This is a genomic window from Bradyrhizobium sp. CB2312, from assembly GCF_029714425.1.
GTDB lineage: Bacteria > Pseudomonadota > Alphaproteobacteria > Rhizobiales > Xanthobacteraceae > Bradyrhizobium.
In genome coordinates, this window is record NZ_CP121668.1 from 9,039,181 (window position 1) to 9,054,696 (window position 15,516).

General features: G+C 65.2%; 13 protein-coding genes. 8 read left to right on the forward strand and 5 right to left on the reverse strand.

Annotation, left to right across the window (positions count from 1 at the left end; genetic code table 11):
- Window positions 1-597: 597 nt before the first annotated feature.
- Window positions 598-789 (reverse strand): DUF1192 domain-containing protein, encoded by a 192-nt coding sequence (locus QA642_RS43105; protein WP_283082228.1) that lies wholly within the window; start codon window positions 787-789, stop codon window positions 598-600.
- Between the two features lie 112 nt (window positions 790-901).
- On the opposite strand from QA642_RS43105, the gene QA642_RS43110 reads away from it, so the two are divergent.
- From QA642_RS43110 to QA642_RS43120, 3 genes are all read left to right on the forward strand, one after another.
- Complete coding sequence (locus QA642_RS43110; protein WP_283082229.1) at window positions 902-1,900, forward strand: NAD(P)H-quinone oxidoreductase; 999 nt, start codon at window positions 902-904, stop codon at window positions 1,898-1,900.
- A gap of 153 nt (window positions 1,901-2,053) precedes the next feature.
- Window positions 2,054-4,930, forward strand: a complete 2,877-nt coding sequence (locus QA642_RS43115; protein WP_283082230.1) for an EAL domain-containing protein — start codon at window positions 2,054-2,056, stop codon at window positions 4,928-4,930.
- 246 nt (window positions 4,931-5,176) lie between these two features.
- Window positions 5,177-5,434 carry a hypothetical protein gene (locus tag QA642_RS43120; RefSeq protein WP_283082231.1) on the forward strand — a complete coding sequence of 86 codons (258 nt, stop codon included), beginning with the start codon at window positions 5,177-5,179 and terminating at the stop codon, window positions 5,432-5,434.
- Between the two features lie 191 nt (window positions 5,435-5,625).
- On the opposite strand, the gene QA642_RS43125 is transcribed toward QA642_RS43120, so the two are convergent.
- Complete coding sequence (locus tag QA642_RS43125; RefSeq protein ID WP_027561145.1) at window positions 5,626-5,889, reverse strand: hypothetical protein; 264 nt, start codon at window positions 5,887-5,889, stop codon at window positions 5,626-5,628.
- 149 nt (window positions 5,890-6,038) lie between these two features.
- Here QA642_RS43125 and QA642_RS43130 point away from each other — a divergent pair, with 149 nt between their 5' ends.
- The gene (locus QA642_RS43130; protein WP_283082232.1) at window positions 6,039-7,538 is read left to right on the forward strand and encodes a diguanylate cyclase; all 1,500 of its coding nucleotides are present in this window, start codon (window positions 6,039-6,041) and stop codon (window positions 7,536-7,538) included.
- A gap of 122 nt (window positions 7,539-7,660) precedes the next feature.
- Here the strand turns inward: QA642_RS43130 and galU are convergent, their stop codons facing one another.
- Window positions 7,661-8,536: a UTP--glucose-1-phosphate uridylyltransferase GalU gene (gene galU / locus QA642_RS43135; RefSeq protein WP_283082233.1), complete on the reverse strand. Its 876-nt coding sequence runs from the start codon at window positions 8,534-8,536 to the stop codon at window positions 7,661-7,663.
- A gap of 196 nt (window positions 8,537-8,732) precedes the next feature.
- Between galU and QA642_RS43140 the strand changes: the two genes are divergently transcribed.
- The gene (locus QA642_RS43140) at window positions 8,733-10,127 is read left to right on the forward strand and encodes a lytic murein transglycosylase (RefSeq protein ID WP_283082234.1); all 1,395 of its coding nucleotides are present in this window, start codon (window positions 8,733-8,735) and stop codon (window positions 10,125-10,127) included.
- Window positions 10,128-10,297: 170 nt separating this feature from the next.
- Window positions 10,298-12,049 (forward strand): DUF459 domain-containing protein, encoded by a 1,752-nt coding sequence (locus QA642_RS43145; RefSeq protein ID WP_283082235.1) that lies wholly within the window; start codon window positions 10,298-10,300, stop codon window positions 12,047-12,049.
- A 171-nt stretch (window positions 12,050-12,220) separates the two neighbouring features.
- Here the strand turns inward: QA642_RS43145 and QA642_RS43150 are convergent, their stop codons facing one another.
- On the reverse strand, window positions 12,221-12,592 hold the full coding sequence (locus QA642_RS43150) for a CsbD family protein (protein WP_283082236.1): 372 nt from the start codon (window positions 12,590-12,592) through the stop codon (window positions 12,221-12,223).
- Window positions 12,593-12,653: 61 nt separating this feature from the next.
- A complete protein-coding gene (locus tag QA642_RS43155) occupies window positions 12,654-13,391 on the reverse strand; it encodes an SDR family oxidoreductase (protein ID WP_283082237.1) in 738 nt (245 codons plus the stop codon).
- A gap of 97 nt (window positions 13,392-13,488) precedes the next feature.
- Here QA642_RS43155 and QA642_RS43160 point away from each other — a divergent pair, with 97 nt between their 5' ends.
- Together QA642_RS43160 and QA642_RS43165 are read left to right on the forward strand one after the other, a co-directional pair.
- The gene (locus QA642_RS43160) at window positions 13,489-14,268 is read left to right on the forward strand and encodes an SDR family NAD(P)-dependent oxidoreductase (protein ID WP_283082238.1); all 780 of its coding nucleotides are present in this window, start codon (window positions 13,489-13,491) and stop codon (window positions 14,266-14,268) included.
- Between the two features lie 270 nt (window positions 14,269-14,538).
- A complete protein-coding gene (locus QA642_RS43165; protein ID WP_283082239.1) occupies window positions 14,539-15,426 on the forward strand; it encodes a TauD/TfdA family dioxygenase in 888 nt (295 codons plus the stop codon).
- Window positions 15,427-15,516 lie beyond the last annotated feature (90 nt).

Below are 15,516 nucleotides of genomic sequence, written 5' to 3' on the forward strand. Positions count from 1 at the left end.
CGAAAACGCTTTGGACCAAAAAAAGAGCCGCCGGAGACCGGCGGCTTTGAAAGTTGATAACAGGGAGGCGTCAAACAGAGTGGACAGGAGCCACTCGGTGTCCAAACGAGGACGGTTCCAGTCATAAAGCGAAAAGCTTAATCCGGAGTAAACGAACTAATTTTTTGAGGGTTCGTTAGCCATGTCGGCCAGAGGCCGAGTGCGATGCGGAACGATTTCCCGTCATGCCTGGGCTTGTCCCGGCCATCCACGTTCTTGCTGGCGATGACGAAAAACGTGGATGGCCGGGACGAGCCCGGCCATGACGATGTGGAAGCGACCGCGTCTCTCTCTTCGCGTCATTCCGGGCTCGCGCGAGCCCGGAATCCATAACCACGCGCGGAAGAGATGGCCCGTCGCTATCGGCCTGCCCGTTTCAACGTCCTGTGGTTATGGATTCCGGGCTCGGCGCTACGCGCCGCCCCGGAATGACAGCAGGAGATATTTTGCGCGAGACATGGTCCCGGCTCTGCGGCGCGTCACCATAGCGCGTCGAAGACGCGCGTAAACGCGCTTTAAGTGCCGCACCACGTCCGCGACACGAGAGCCGTGAAAATCCTACGACTTGAAAAAACTGTTCGCCGCATCGCGCGAGGCGCGCTTCTTGTTGGCGGCTTCTTCCAAGCGCGCGATCTCGGTGTTCAGCAGAGCCACGCGCTCGGTCAGCTCCTCCACCGACAAGAGTGAGAGATCCTGTCCGATTTCATGGCTGATCTTCTTGCGCGGGCGGTCGTCGTCTTCGATCGGCATGCTCGTTCCTCCTGCGTTCGCGCTCGCACACGGCTGAGGCGGTTGCCAGCTTGGGCCGCGCTGGCTAAGCAAAGGCCTCGTTTCCTCCCGCACCTTTGCTCAAGGACACATCATGGACAAGCTGCCCGCGCAAATGACCGTGGTCGCCATCTCCAAGCCCGGCGGACCGGAGGTGCTGGTGCCGGAACAACGCCCAGTGCCGCAGCCCGGTCCGGACGAGATCCTGATCAAGGTCGAGGCCGCCGGCGTCAATCGGCCCGACGTGGCGCAGCGCTCCGGCGCCTATCCGCCGCCGCCCGGCGCCAGCGATTTGCCCGGCCTCGAGATCGCCGGCGAGGTGGTCGCGGTCGGCAGCAACGCCAAGCGGCACAAGGTCGGCGATAAGGTGATGTCGCTGGTCGCCGGCGGCGGCTATGCGCAGTACTGCATCGCGCAGGACGCCCAGGCCATGAGCGTGCCGCCGGCGCTGTCGATCAAGGAAGCCGGCGCGCTGCCGGAGACCCTGATGACGGTCTGGCACAACGTGTTCGAGCGCGGCGGCCTGAAGGCCGGCGAGACGCTGCTGATCCATGGCGGCTCCTCCGGCATCGGCACCATGGCGATCCAGCTCGCGAAAGCATTCGGCGCAAAGGTGTTCGTCACCGTCGGATCGCAGGACAAGGTCGATGCCTGCCTCAAGCTGGGCGCCGACCGCGCGATCAATTACAAGACCGAGGACTTCGTCACTGTCGTCAAGGAAGAAACCGGCAAGGCCGGCGTCAACCTGATCCTCGACATGGTCGCTGGCGACTATGTCGACCGCAACTATGACGCCGCCGCGGTCGACGGTCGCATCGTGCAGATCGCAACCCTCAACGGCCCCAAGATCACCGCCAACATCGCCAAGGTGATGGTCAAGCGCCTCACCCATACCGGCTCGACGCTGCGCCCCCGTAGTAATGCGGACAAGGCAGCGATGGTGGCCGCGATCGAAGCCAAAGTGATGCCGCTTTTGCGCGAAGGCCGCGTCAAACCGGTGATGGACAGCTCTTTCCCGCTGGAAAAGGCGGCCGACGCGCACCGGCGCATGGAGACGAGTGCACATATTGGCAAAATTGTGTTGGAGGCCTAGGCCGCTGACCCACAGGGGACGGCGGAAACCCTTTGATTTTCCTCGCTTTCGTGGCATCTATCGCGACGCGCCGAACCACTTCCGGTCCGGTTTGAAATCGTCCTTTAGAATCGCCTTGCACTCGCAGTTTGCGTCGAACGCGGAGAACTGACCTTGCGTCTGATCAGGTGCCTCGCGTCCATCGCGCTGGGCCTCATGATTCTTGTCGCCGCGTCGCCTGCACGCGCGCTGGATGCTGTCAGCGTCCGTAGTGACGCGCCCGCGATCGACCTCACCGGCGTGATCGAGCATCAGCGCAGCGATGCCGACCGCATCCAGGTCTCCACCGCGCCCGGCACCGACGGCATCGTCCGCCGCATCGAGGTGCGCGCCCGCGAGGGCGGCGTGAACTGGGTGGTGTTCGCGCTCGCCAACAACACCGACGACCAGCTCGACCGCCTAATCGTCGCGCCGCATTACCGCATCGTCTCCTCGGGGCTGCTCTGGCCCGATCTCGGCCTCTCACGCATCGCGACCATCACGCCGTCGATCGGCGACCGCCCGGAGCGCCAGGAGAGCGCGACGGCCGACGTCTTCCGCATCACGCTCGATCCCGGCGCCGTCGTCACATTTGTCGCGGAGTTGCGCACCGACAAGCTGCCGCAGCTCTATCTGTGGGAGCCCGAGTCCTACAAGGACAAGGTTAACTCGTTCACGCTGTACCAGGGCATCGTGATCGGCATCTCCGGGCTTTTGGCCCTCGTTCTCACCATCCTGTTCGTGGTGAAGGGCAGCATCATGTTCCCGGCCGCCGCGGCGCTGGCCTGGGCGGTGCTGGTCTATATCGGCGTCGATTTCGGCTTCTGGGGCAAGGTGCTCGACATGTCGAACAACGCCGAACGCATCTGGCGCGCGGCGGGTGAAGCGATATTGGCGGCAACGCTGCTGGTGTTCCTGTTCGCCTATCTCAACCTCAGTCGATGGCATGTGCGCTATTCGCACATCACGGTGGGCTGGCTGGCGTTCCTGGGCTCCCTCGTCGCGCTCGCTTTGTTCGACCCGGCGGTGGCCTCCGGCATCGCCCGCATCTCGCTGGTGCTGATCGCCTTCGCAGGTTTTGCGCTGATCGTTTATCTCTCCACCCACGGCTTCGACCGCGCGGTGCTGCTGATCCCGACCTGGTTCCTTCTGGTGGTCTGGGTGGTCGCGGCCGGCATGACGGTGGCGGGCTCGGTCACCAACGACATCGTCGGCCCTGCCCTGCTCGGCGGCCTGGTGCTGATCGTGATGCTGATCGGCTTCACCGTCATGCAGCACGCCTTCGCCGGCGGCGGCGCCACCACCGGCGTCGTCTCCGACATCGAGCGCCGCGCGCTGGCGCTGGCCGGTTCCGGCGATCTGATCTGGGACTGGGACGTGTCCGCCGACAAGGTATTCACCAGCCCCGAGACCGAAGCCCTGCTCGGCCTCAAGCGCGGCACGCTGGAGGGCCCGGCGGCATCGTGGCTCGAAGTGCTGCATCCGCTCGACCAGGACCGTTTTCGCGCCGCGCTCGACAGCGTGCTCGACCAGCGCCGTGGCCGCCTCGTCCAGGACTTCCGCCTGCGCACTCCGGACGGCCATTTCATGTGGTTCGCGCTGAAGGCGCGCCCGGTGGTCGGCTCGGACGGCGAGGTCTCGCGCGTGGTCGGCACGCTCACCGATGTCACCGAGCTGCGCAACGCCGAGGAGCGACTGCTGCACGATTCCGTGCATGACAATCTCACCGGCCTGCCCAACCGCAAGCTGTTCATGGACCGGCTCGGTGCGGTCGCGCATTTCGCCAAGACCATGCCGACGCTGCGGCCGACGCTGATGGTGATCGACCTCGACCGCTTCAAGCAGGTCAACGATTCCGTCGGCATCGCGGTCGGCGATTCCATCCTGCTCACGCTCGCCCGCCGCCTCACCCGCATCCTGAAGCCGCAGGACACGCTGGCGCGGCTTGCCGGCGACCAGTTCGGCCTGATCCTGCTCTCGGAGCAGGACCCGGCCCGCATCACCGCCTTCGCCGAGACCATCCGCAAGACCATCCGCGCGCCGATCGCCTTCAACGACCGCGAGATCTTCCTCACCGCCTCGATCGGCCTTGCGCTGTCCGATCCGCAAACCCAGCTCACGGACGAGATCATCAAGGACGCCGAGCTTGCGATGTATCACTCCAAGCGCATCGGCGGCGACCGCATCGACGTCTACAAGCCGGCGATGCGTGCGCGAAAGACCGACCGGCTGACGCTGGAGAGCGAGCTGCGCCGCGCCATCGAGCGGCAGGAGATCACGATCCTGTATCAGCCGATCGTGCGGCTGGAGGATCGCTCGATCGCCGGTTTCGAGGCGCTGTCGCGCTGGGATCACCCGAAGCTCGGACGCATGGCGCCGTCGGAATTCATCACCATCGCCGAGGAGACCGGCCTGATCGTTGACCTCGGCATGTTCGTGCTCGACCAGACCGCAAAGCAGCTCTCCGTGTGGCAGCGCGCGATGCGCTCGCGCGAGCCGATCTTCGCGAGCGTCAACGTCTCCTCGCGGCAGCTGCTGCGCCACGACCTGATCCACGACGTCCGCACCGTGCTGTCGCGCTCCTCGGTGGCGCGCGGCACGCTCAAGCTGGAACTGACGGAATCGCTGGTGATGGAGAATCCGGAGCACGCAGCCCAAATGCTGACGCGCATCCGCGAGCTCGGCACCGGCCTGTCGCTCGACGATTTCGGCACCGGCCATTCGTCGCTGGCCTATCTCCAGCGCTTCCCGTTCGACACCATCAAGATCGACCAGTCCTTCGTCCGCACCACCAGCCGCGGCACCCGTCCGGTGATCCTGAAGTCGATCATCGCGCTGGCGCATGATCTCGGCATGGACGTGGTGGCGGAAGGCGCCGAGACCGATTCCGACGCGGTCGAGCTCTACCAGATGGGCTGCGAATACGCGCAAGGCTTTGCCTTCGGCGAGCCGATGGACGCGGACGCTGCGATGCGCCTCCTGACGGAAGTGCGGCTGGAAGCTGCGAGCTGACCTCCCTCTCCCGTCCTTGAGGGGCCGCTTTCGAAGCGCGCGGGGTGAGGTGCCGATGAGACCTTGCTTGATCCAGATCAATGGACCGCTGCTCAACCGCCGCGAAAAATGGTGTGCAGCATTCGATCCAGAACGGTTTCGTCATCGAGGTCGCTGGGCTCGCCACCGTCGTTCTCGGCGTGCCGCGCGCGTCAAGCGCAACGGCTGGGATGAGCGGACCAAGCGCGTCCTTCTCAGGAGTTACGGATGACCCGGCACCTTTTCCACGCGATCACCCTCATAGGCACCGGAATGTTCCTCGCCTCGTCGGCCGAAGCCGTGACGGCGGCACGATGCGAGGATCGCGGCGCAAACTGCATCGGCTCATGTGCCATCTACACCGGCGGTGCCGGTGACTTTCGGGGCCGCCAGAACGTGTGCATGCGCACCTGCGACCAGCAGACGACCAGATGTCTGATACGAGCACACGCCGATGATGAACGCTGGTCCCGGTGGCGCCAATGAAGGCCTTGGTTCGACACCTTCAGGTTATTGTTTGAGAACCGTAGGGTGGGCAAAGGCGCACTTGCGCCGTGCCCACGACCCAACATTGCAACTGAAGTGGTGGGCACGCTTCGCTTTGCCCACCCTACGATACTGTCGCGCTGCGAAACGACCTTCCCCTCCAGAGCAGGGCAGCAGCCTCACTCGCCGTACTACCGGCGCCGGTCGTTCTTTCGCTTCGTAAACCGCACGCTCTGGCCATCCGGCATCCGCGTCGCGACGAAGCCGGCGGCGAGGCAGGCTTCGCGCTGCGGCATCTGGATGTCGGGGCTGCGCAGGCTGTCCCACCACGAGGCGCGGTTCGCCGCCCGCGGCAGGGCCGCGCCGATGATCTCCTCGATCTGTTCGAATGTCAGGACGAATTCGGCCTGCTTCTGCCGCATCAGATAGTCGCGCAACGCATCGTAGTCGTTCACAATCGTCCTCTCGTCCGGGCTGGGTCTCTTCGAGACCTGCCGAAAAACGCTAGCCCATTAAACCGATTCTTAACTCATCGCGGCTTCGCCGTCGCGGCTTAAACACTACGCAAGCTTTCGGGCGCATCCATCAGGGTCGGGAGCTAGCGATGCTGTCTGGATGGCGCGAAGTCACGGCCCGCCGGCCGTGGCGTATTTCGGCGAAGCTGCTGATCATCTCGTCCGTCGTGACGGTGATCGGCTTTTCAGCCATTTGCGTCAACGTCATGCTCGACATGCGCCGCGGCGAGGAGGCGCTCGCCCGCCAGACGCTTGAGAACCTCGCGACCACCATCGAGTCCGACATCAGCCGCAACATCGAGATCTACGATCTGTCGCTGAAGGCGGTCGCCGGCAACATGCTGCTGCCCGAGCTCGCCACGGTCTCCAAGCCGATCCGTCACCTGATCCTGTTCGACCATGCGACCACGGCGAAGCATTTCGGCGCCATCCAGGTGTTCGATACCGAAGGCCGGCTGAGCATCGACGCCTCCACGCTCGATCCGCTGCCGGAGAACCGCGGCGAGGAGGATTACTTCACGGTCCATCGCGACAATCCCGGTGCCGGGCTCTTCATCAGCCGGCCGATGCTGTTCCGCGGCGCCTATTCGATCGTGCTGAGCCGGCGCATCAGCGACAACGACGGCGGCTTCCTCGGCGTCGTCGCCGGCTCGATCCGCTTCAGCTATTTCCACGAATTATTCGAGCGGCTGAGCCTCGACCCCGACGACACCATCACCGTGCTCAAGCGCGACCGCACCATCATGATGCGGCGGCCGTTCGATCTCGACATCATCGGCAAGAACCTGAACGAGCGTCAGACGACCTGGAAGGCCGACAATCTCCGCATCGGCACCGCCTATTCGGGACAGGGCCCGGTCGATCCGACGCCGCGGCTCTATGTCCGCAGCGCCGACAACGGACCACTGTTCGTGGTGGCGGGCAAGCCGCTGGCCGCGGTGTTCGCGCTCTGGCAGAAAGAGGCGTTTCGCATCGGCGCCGTGGTGCTGGCCCTGGCGCTGTTCGTGCTGGCATCGACGCTGGTGCTCGCGCGCGAGATCGGCCGGCGCGCTGCGGCCGAGCGCAAGCTCGAGGAGATGGCGACGACGGACGCGCTCACCGGCCTGAAGAACCGCCGCAAGTTCGATTCCGTCATCGACGTCGAATGGCGCCGCGCGATGCGCCAGAAGACGCCGGTCGCGCTCTTGATGATCGATGCCGATCACTTCAAGGCCTACAACGATACGTTTGGCCACCAGGCCGGCGACCAGGTGCTGGTCGGCATCGCCATCTGCATCTCGGATTCGGTGAGCCGTGCCGGCGATTGCGCCGCGCGTTATGGCGGCGAGGAATTCGCGGTGCTGCTGCCGAACACCTCGGCCACCGACGCGTTCAAGGTCGCCGAGACCATCCGCGCCAAGGTGCAGGGCTGGTCCGACGACCAGACGACGTCGACGGTGTCCTGCGGCATCGCCAGCCTCGTGCCCGCGAGCGGCATGGACTGGTCGATCCTGGTCGCCGCCGCCGACAAGGCGCTCTATGCGGCGAAGGCGGGCGGCCGCAACCAGTCGGTGGTCGCGAGCATCCCAAAACTGTCGCTGGTGGCGTGATCGACGCTCTTGCCGTCATTGCGAGCGAAGCGAAGCAATCCAGACTGCCTCCTCGGGAGTAGTCTGGATTGCTTCGTCGCTTCGCTCCTCGCAATGACGAGTGGGGAGATAGCGTCGCCCGCTTACTGCCCCAGATACTTCTTCATTTCCGCGATCAGCCCATCGCGCAGCTCAGGGCGCTTCAGGGCGTAGGCGATGTTGGCGCGGAGGAAGCCGGGCTTGGAGCCGCAATCATGGCGCTCGCCCTCGAACTCGACACCGTAGAATTTCTGCGTCTTGGCGAGGCCGATCATGGCGTCGGTAAGCTGGATCTCGCCGCCGGCGCCGCGCTCCTGGGTCTCCAGGATCTTGAAGATCTCCGGCTGCAGGATGTAGCGGCCGGTGATCGAGAGGTTGGAGGGCGCGGTGCCCTTGGCCGGCTTCTCGACCATGCCGTCGACCTCGAACATCTTGCCGTTGCGCTTGCCGACGCCGCAGATGCCGTATTGATGGGTGAGATGGTCGGGCACCGCCTCGACCGCGATCAGATTGGATTTCTCGCCGAGCGAGGACGCCATCTCGATCATCTGCTTCAGGCAGCCCGGCGTGTTGAGCACGAGCTCGTCCGGCAGCACCACCGCGAACGGCTCGTCGCCGACGATGTCGCGCGCGCACCAGACCGCGTGGCCGAGGCCGAGCGGCGCCTGCTGGCGGGTGAAGCTGACGGCGCCGGCGTCCGGCTGGTTCTGCGCCAGGATCTCCTGCTCGGCCTTCTTGCCGCGCGCGGCCAGCGTGGTGTCGAGCTCGAACATCTTGTCGAAATGATCTTCGATGACATTTTTGTTGCGGCCGGTGACGAAGATGAAGTGCTCGATGCCGGCTTCCCTGGCCTCGTCATAGACGTACTGGATCAGCGGCTTGTCGACGATGGTCAGCATTTCCTTCGGCATCGCCTTGGTGGCGGGCAGGACGCGGGTGCCGAGGCCGGCGACGGGGAATACGGCTTTGCGAATCTTCATGGGATTGATCGAATACCTGAGGAAGGGAGCAATGGTATCTTGCTAGCCTGTTTGCAGCCGCCAACAAAGGCGGATGTGGGGCCCCGCGCTCATAGAGTTAAGAAAAAATCAGCCACCAAAATTTCACCTTTGTTAAGCTATTGGCAACCGTCGCCAGGCCTCTTGACGGGCGGATTTTCGGCCGGACGGACAGGACATGACGCAATCGATGGCAGCACTGACGAAACTTGCCGGATCTTTGACCGGAGTGATTGTTGCAGTTGCAATAGTGCTGCCGGACAGCGTGAACGCCCAGTCGCAAAACGGCCTGTCGAACCTGTTTGGCGGTATTTTCTCAGGCACCAATCCGGCGCCCGCGCAGGCCCCTCCCGGCCCCGGCGGCGCGCAAACGGGAGTCCAACCTTGGAGCGGCGAGGACGGCGCCTCCGGCCATCCGCTGATGACGGCCGCAGCGATCCGCGAGGCGGCCGGCAATTTTGACAATTGCGTCGCCGGCATGTGGCCCGATGCCGCACGGCGCGGCATCACCCAGGACAATTTCCAGCGCTTCACCGCGGGGCTCTCGCCCGACCTGCGCATCATGGACCTGATGGACTCGCAGCCGGAATTCACGAAATCGATCTGGGACTATCTCGACATCCTCGTGAACGACAATCGCCTTGCCAAAGGCCGCGAGGTGCTCGCCAAATACAAGGCGCAGTTCGACGCCACCGAGAAGGCGTATGGCGTCGATCGCTACATCATCGCCGCGATCTGGGGCATCGAGTCCAACTACTCGACGCAGATGGGCGACCGCAGCGTGCTGCAATCGACCGCGACGCTCGCCTGCATCGGCCGCCGCCAGGCCTATTTCAAGGACGAGTTCCTCTCCGCGCTGGAAATCCTCAACCGCGGCGATCTCAGACCTGAGCAGATGCGCGGCTCATGGGCCGGCGCCTTCGGCCCGACCCAGTTCATGCCGACTGCGTTCAAGCGCTTTGCCGTCGATGGCGACGGCGATGGACGGCGCGACGTCGTCGACAATCCCACCGACCTGATCGCGTCGACCGCCAACAATCTGAAGAAGGACGGCTGGCAATCGGGCCAGACCTGGGGCCTCGAGGTGGTGGTGCCGCAGGGCTTCAACTACATGCTGGCCGATCGCGCCAAGGCGATGACGATCGCGCAGTGGGAGAAGCTCGGCCTCAAGCGGGCGACGGGCCAGCCCTTCCCGCATCCGGGCGAGAAGGCCTATCTGCTGGCGCCGGCGGGCGCGCAAGGCCCGGGCTTTCTGATGCTGCAGAACTACCGCGTCATCATGAAGTACAACCCGGCCGAGGCCTATGCGCTCGCGATCGGCCATTTCGCCGATCGGCTGCGGGGCGGGCAGCCCTTCGTGCAGCCCTGGCCGCGCCAGGAGCGCGAATTGTCCCGCACCGAGCGGCTGGAGCTCCAGCAGCTGCTGGCCCAGCGCGGCTTCTACAAGGGCACCCCGGACGGCCAGTTCGGCGGCCAGACCCGGGAAGCCCTGCGCAATTTCCAGGCCTCGATCGGGATCCCCGCCGACGGCTTTGCCTCCTCCGACGTGCTGGACCGGCTGCGCGGGCGGTAAAATCGCGCCAAAAGTAACCCTGAACAGGGATTTTGACTGGCAGCCTTGACGGAGGCGGCAGTTCCCCGGTGTATGGGCAAAGAATCTGTGACGGAATCTGCCCGTTTGGCGCCTGATTCCGTTATTATATCGAGCCTATCCCAATCCCCATTGCGCGTGCCCGAGATCGCATGTCGAAGCCCAGGCCCCAGTCCAAGTCCTTCTTGAAGGCGCTGACCGAGACCGGCCCGTTGATCGCGCTGGGGACGGCGCTTGCGATCCTGGTCTCGATCGCGGGACCCGCCTCGGCGCAGTTCTTCAACTTCCCCGGCTTCGGCGGCCCGCCGCAGCGCCAGGCCCCGCCGCCGCGCCAAGGCGGTGGTGGCGGCGGCTGGTTCGGCGGCGACTTCTTCGCGCCGTTCCAGCAGCCACAGCAGCAGGCCCCGCGTCAGGATTTTTCGCGCGCGCCGGCACCGGCCAAGCGCGACACCACGCCCGACAAGAACGTGCTGGTGATCGGCGACGCCATGGCCGACTGGCTCGCCTATGGCCTCGAGGACGCCTACACCGAGCAGCCCGACATGGGCGTGATCCGCAAGCACAAGACCACCTCGGGCCTGATCAAGTACCAGCCGAAGGGCGAGCCCTCGGACTGGGCGGCGGCTGCGAGGGGCATCCTCGAGACCGAGAAGCCCGACGTCATCGTCGTCATGCTCGGCCTCAACGACCGCAGCTCGATCCGCGAGCCGGTTGTCGACAAGTCGGACAAAGACAAGGACAAGGACAAGAAGAACGACAAGGGCGCGCGCGCCAAGCCGCAAGCCAAGCCGGGCGAGGCCAAGTCCGGCGACGCCAAGCCCGGTGACGCCAAGCCCGGTGACGCCAAGCCGGACACCGCCGCCAAGCCCGACGACAAGCCGGTCGATACCGATCTGCCGCAGGACGACGCCGACAACGCCGATACGCCTGCGGCCGCGCCGGAAAAGACCGCGCGCAATCCGAACGGCGTCTATGAATTCCGCGACGAGCGCTGGGTCGAGCTCTACGGCAAGAAGATCGAGGAGCTCGCGGGCGTCCTCAAGGCCAAGGGCGTGCCGGTGCTCTGGGTCGGCCTGCCCGCGATCCGCGGCCCGAAGGGCACGGCGGACATGCTGTTCCTGGATTCGCTCTATCGCGAGGGCGCGGCCAAGGCCGGTATCACCTATGTCGACGTCTGGGACGGCTTTGTCGACGAAGCCGGCCGCTTCCTCCAGAAGGGACCGGACTTCGAAGGCCAGATCCGCCAGCTGCGCAGCGGTGACGGCGTCTATTTCACCAAAGCCGGTGCGCGCAAGCTCGCACACTATGTCGAGCGCGAGATCACGCGCCTGCTCGCGGGGCGCTCCGGGCCGATCGCGCTGCCGAGCGAGCCGGCGACGCCCGACACCAGCGCCGAGCCCGGCAAGCCTGCGCCGCGGCCGCTGGCTGGCCCGATCGTGCCGCTGGTCGCGGCTTCGATCTCGACCGATCAATTGCTGGGCGGCCCGGGCTCGCGTCCCGCCGCCGTCGATGCGCTCGCTGCGAAGACGATGGTGAAGGGTGAGCCGCTGACGGCGCCCGCCGGCCGTGCCGACGATTATGCCTGGCCGCGCCGCGAAGTCGGCCGCGAACAGGCCAAGGGCGACACGCCGATGGCTGCGACAACGCCTGAGGGCGGTACTGCGCCGAGTTCGGCAGGCACGGGCGCCGCCGCCGCGATCGCGCCGCCGAAGCTTGCGCCGAAGAAGCCGCCGGCACCGCCACAGCAACCGGCGCAGGCCGCGCCGTCATTCCGTGACTTCTTCGGCTTCGGCTCGCCGCAGCCAGCACCGCGTCAATTCGCGCCGGGGCCGCGCAATCCGAATCCCACGATCCCGCGTCCGCCTGGCAATGTCGGGCGCTCGGCCGAGATGTTCCGGTGGTAGATCAAAGTCTCGTGTCACGGACGCGGCGCAGCACCTCTTGGTGAGGCGACGCAGAGGCCGGGACCCAGCTTGTGACGACATGCACAAGAAAGAATAGGCCCGGCTCAGCGACGCAGCGTTTCACGCTGCATCGCGTCCGGGGCACGAGAGATCAGGCTTCGGCAGCTAACTTTAGTAGCGCCAGCGCGACGGCGGGGGACGACGCGCGGGACGCGACATCAGCAGCGCGAGTGCGAAGCCGATACCGCCGGCGACCAAGAGTGCGCCGAGCGGATTGTCCTGCACCTTCTTCGACAGCGCCTGTGTGCCATCGCGGAAGGTACCGCCGCTGTTCTCATAGGCGTCCTTGGCGTAGCCCGTCGCGGTGTCCGCGGCATCGCGCACGGCATCCTTGGCCTGGCCGTAGAGATTCTGCACCGTGCCCGCGGCTTCGCGCGCCTTGCCCGATGCCTGCGTCTTGGCGTCGCCTGCCATGTCTCCGACTGCGCCTTCCGCGCGTCCGGCATATTCCTTCGCCGATCCGACAATCCGATCCGTGTCCATGATGCTCCTCCTCAGGGGTCAGCCCAAGTAACCGATCAGGCGCGACGGGGTTCCAGCGGGGCTAGAGAATGAGTCCCCCATCGACGACCAGCGTCTGGCCGATGATGTAGGACGACAGCGGCGAGGCCAGGAACAGCGCGGCGCCCGCCATGTCGGCCGGCGTGCCCAATCGCCGCAGCGGAATGCGCAAAAGTGCACCTTCGAGCCGCTTGGGATTGTCGGTCGTCACTTTCGTCATCTTGGTGTCGACGAGGCCCGGCGCGATGCCGTTGACGCGGATGCCGTCCTCGGCCCACGCCTCGCCGAGCGTGCGCGTCAATCCGACCGCGCCGGTCTTCGAGGCGTTGTAGGCGGGATTGCCCATGGTGGAGTGATAGGCCGCGGTCGAGGACACCATGATCAGCGCGCCCTTGGCATCCCGCAACATGGAATGGAATCGCGTTGCGCAAGCCATCAGGCTCATCAGATTGACCTCGACGACCCTACGGAAGCCGCTCATCTCGAACTCGCCGCGACGGTAGATCACCGCGCCCTGCGCGAGCACCAGGACATCGAGCCGGTCGAAGGACGGCGTGAACGCCTCGATCGCACCGGCATTGCTGACGTCGAGCTGCGCGTAGGCAAGACCGGTGAGATCGGAGCCTTCCGCCGCCGAATATTCCGTTGCGTGAGCACGCGTGCCGCAGACCGCTACGCTAGCGCCCCTGGCACGAAACGCTTGCGCGATGCCGTTGCCGATGCCGCTGGAACCGCCGACGACCAGCACCTGCTTGCCTGAGAAATCGAGCTCGTTCGCCATCGCGGCCTCCCTTCTTGTTTTGCTTGTTTGACCTGTCTGCGGATCGATGCCAGCCTTGTCAATCATAACAACAAGCAAGACGCCGCGAGGAAACAGCATGACCGAGTCTAGAGAGCTCAGCCGGTCGGTGAAGGGCCTGACCGTTCTCGTCACCGGCGCGGCCAGCGGCATGGGACGCGCGACCGCGCGCGTGTTTGCGACCGAGGGCGCGAACGTTGCCGTCACCGATCATGACGAGCAAGGTGCGCTATCCGTTGCCAAGGAGATCGCGGCGAGCGGCGGCGCGGCGAAGGGGTGGAAGCTCGACGTCGCCGATGCCGGCGAGATCAAGCGCGTGGTCGGTGACGTAGCCGCGTATTTCGGCGGGATCGACATCATCGTCAACAATGCCGGCATCTCCGTGCGCGTCGCAATCGACGACGAGGCTTACGAAGACGCCTGGGCCAAGGGCATCGCCGTGATGCTGACAGCGCATCCGCGCATCATCCGCGCCGCGCTGCCGCATTTGCGCAAGTCGAAGAGCCCGCGCATCGTCAACATCGCCTCGACCGAGGCGCTCGGCGCCACCGCGCTGCACAGCCCCTATTCGGCGGCCAAGGGCGGCGTGGCGAGCCTCACGCGCTCGCTCGCGGTCGAGCTCGGCCGCGAGGGCATCACAGTCAACTGCATCTGCCCGGGGCCGATCCGCACCGCGATCACCGACCGCATCTCGGAGGAGCACAAGACCATCTACGCCAAGCGCCGCACGGCACTCGGCCGCTACGGCGACCCCGAAGAGGTCGCGCATATGACGCTGAGCCTGTGCCTGCCGGCGGCGTCGTTCCTGACCGGTGCAGTGATTCCGGTCGATGGTGGCCTGATGGCGCGGAATGCGTGAGAGCCCGTCAAACGCTGGGCGTCGCATTTGAGGTATCCGCTATAGACACCAACTGTATCGAGGACGTCATGGCCGGGCTTGTCCCGGCCATCCACGCCTTGCCGCGCAGCTAAGAGAACGTGGATGCCCGGGACAAGCCCGGGCATGACGACCTCTTGTGAATGTTCAAAGGCTGCCATGCGCGCCGCGCGTTGACAACTCCGAGTGCAGGAGTAGCTTTTTCACTGACAGAGCGGGACCAACCGCTCGCAGCCCGCGGGAGAAAACGCCATGACGATCGCCATCCGGCAGCTTCAGAAGCATTTTGTCGGCGAGGTTTCCGGCCTCGACCTGCAAAAGCCGCTCACACCGGATGAGGCGCGCGAGGTCGAGGCCGCCATGGACAAATATGCGGTGCTCGTCTTCCACGATCAGGACATCACCGACGAGCAGCAGATGGCGTTCGCGCTCAACTTCGGCCGGCGCGAGGATGCGCGCGGCGGCACCGTGACGAAGGAAAAAGACTACCGTCTCCAGTCCGGCCTCAACGACGTCTCCAATCTCGGCAAGGACGGCAAGCCGCTGGCGAAGGACAGCCGCACGCATCTGTTCAATCTCGGCAACTGCCTGTGGCATTCCGACAGCTCGTTCCGGCCGATCCCGGCAAAATTCTCGCTGCTCTCGGCGCGTGTGGTGAACCCGAAGGGCGGCAACACCGAATTCGCCGACATGCGCGCGGCCTACGACGCGCTCGACGACGAGACCAAGGCGGAGCTCGAGGACCTCGTCTGCGAGCACTCGCTGATGTATTCGCGGGGTTCGCTCGGCTTCACTGAATACACGGATGAAGAGAAGGAGATGTTCAAGCCGGTGCTGCAACGGCTGGTGCGCACCCATCCGGTGCATCGCCGCAAGTCGCTGTATCTGTCATCGCACGCCGGCAAGGTGGTCGGCATGAGCATGCCGGAAGGACGCCTGCTGCTGCGCGATCTCAACGAGCATGCGACGCAAGCAGAGTTCGTCTATGTCCACAAATGGAGGCTGCATGACCTCGTGATGTGGGACAACCGCCAGACCATGCATCGCGTCCGCCGCTACGACCAGTCCCAGCCCCGCGACATGCGCCGGGCGACGGTGGCGGGGACCGAGCCGACGGTGCAGCAGCAGGCGGCGGAGTAGCGAACATACTCCGCTGTCGTCCCGGACAAGCGAAGCGCGATCCGGGACCCATAACCGCAGGGAGGGGTTTGGCGAAGGCTCGGAGCTACC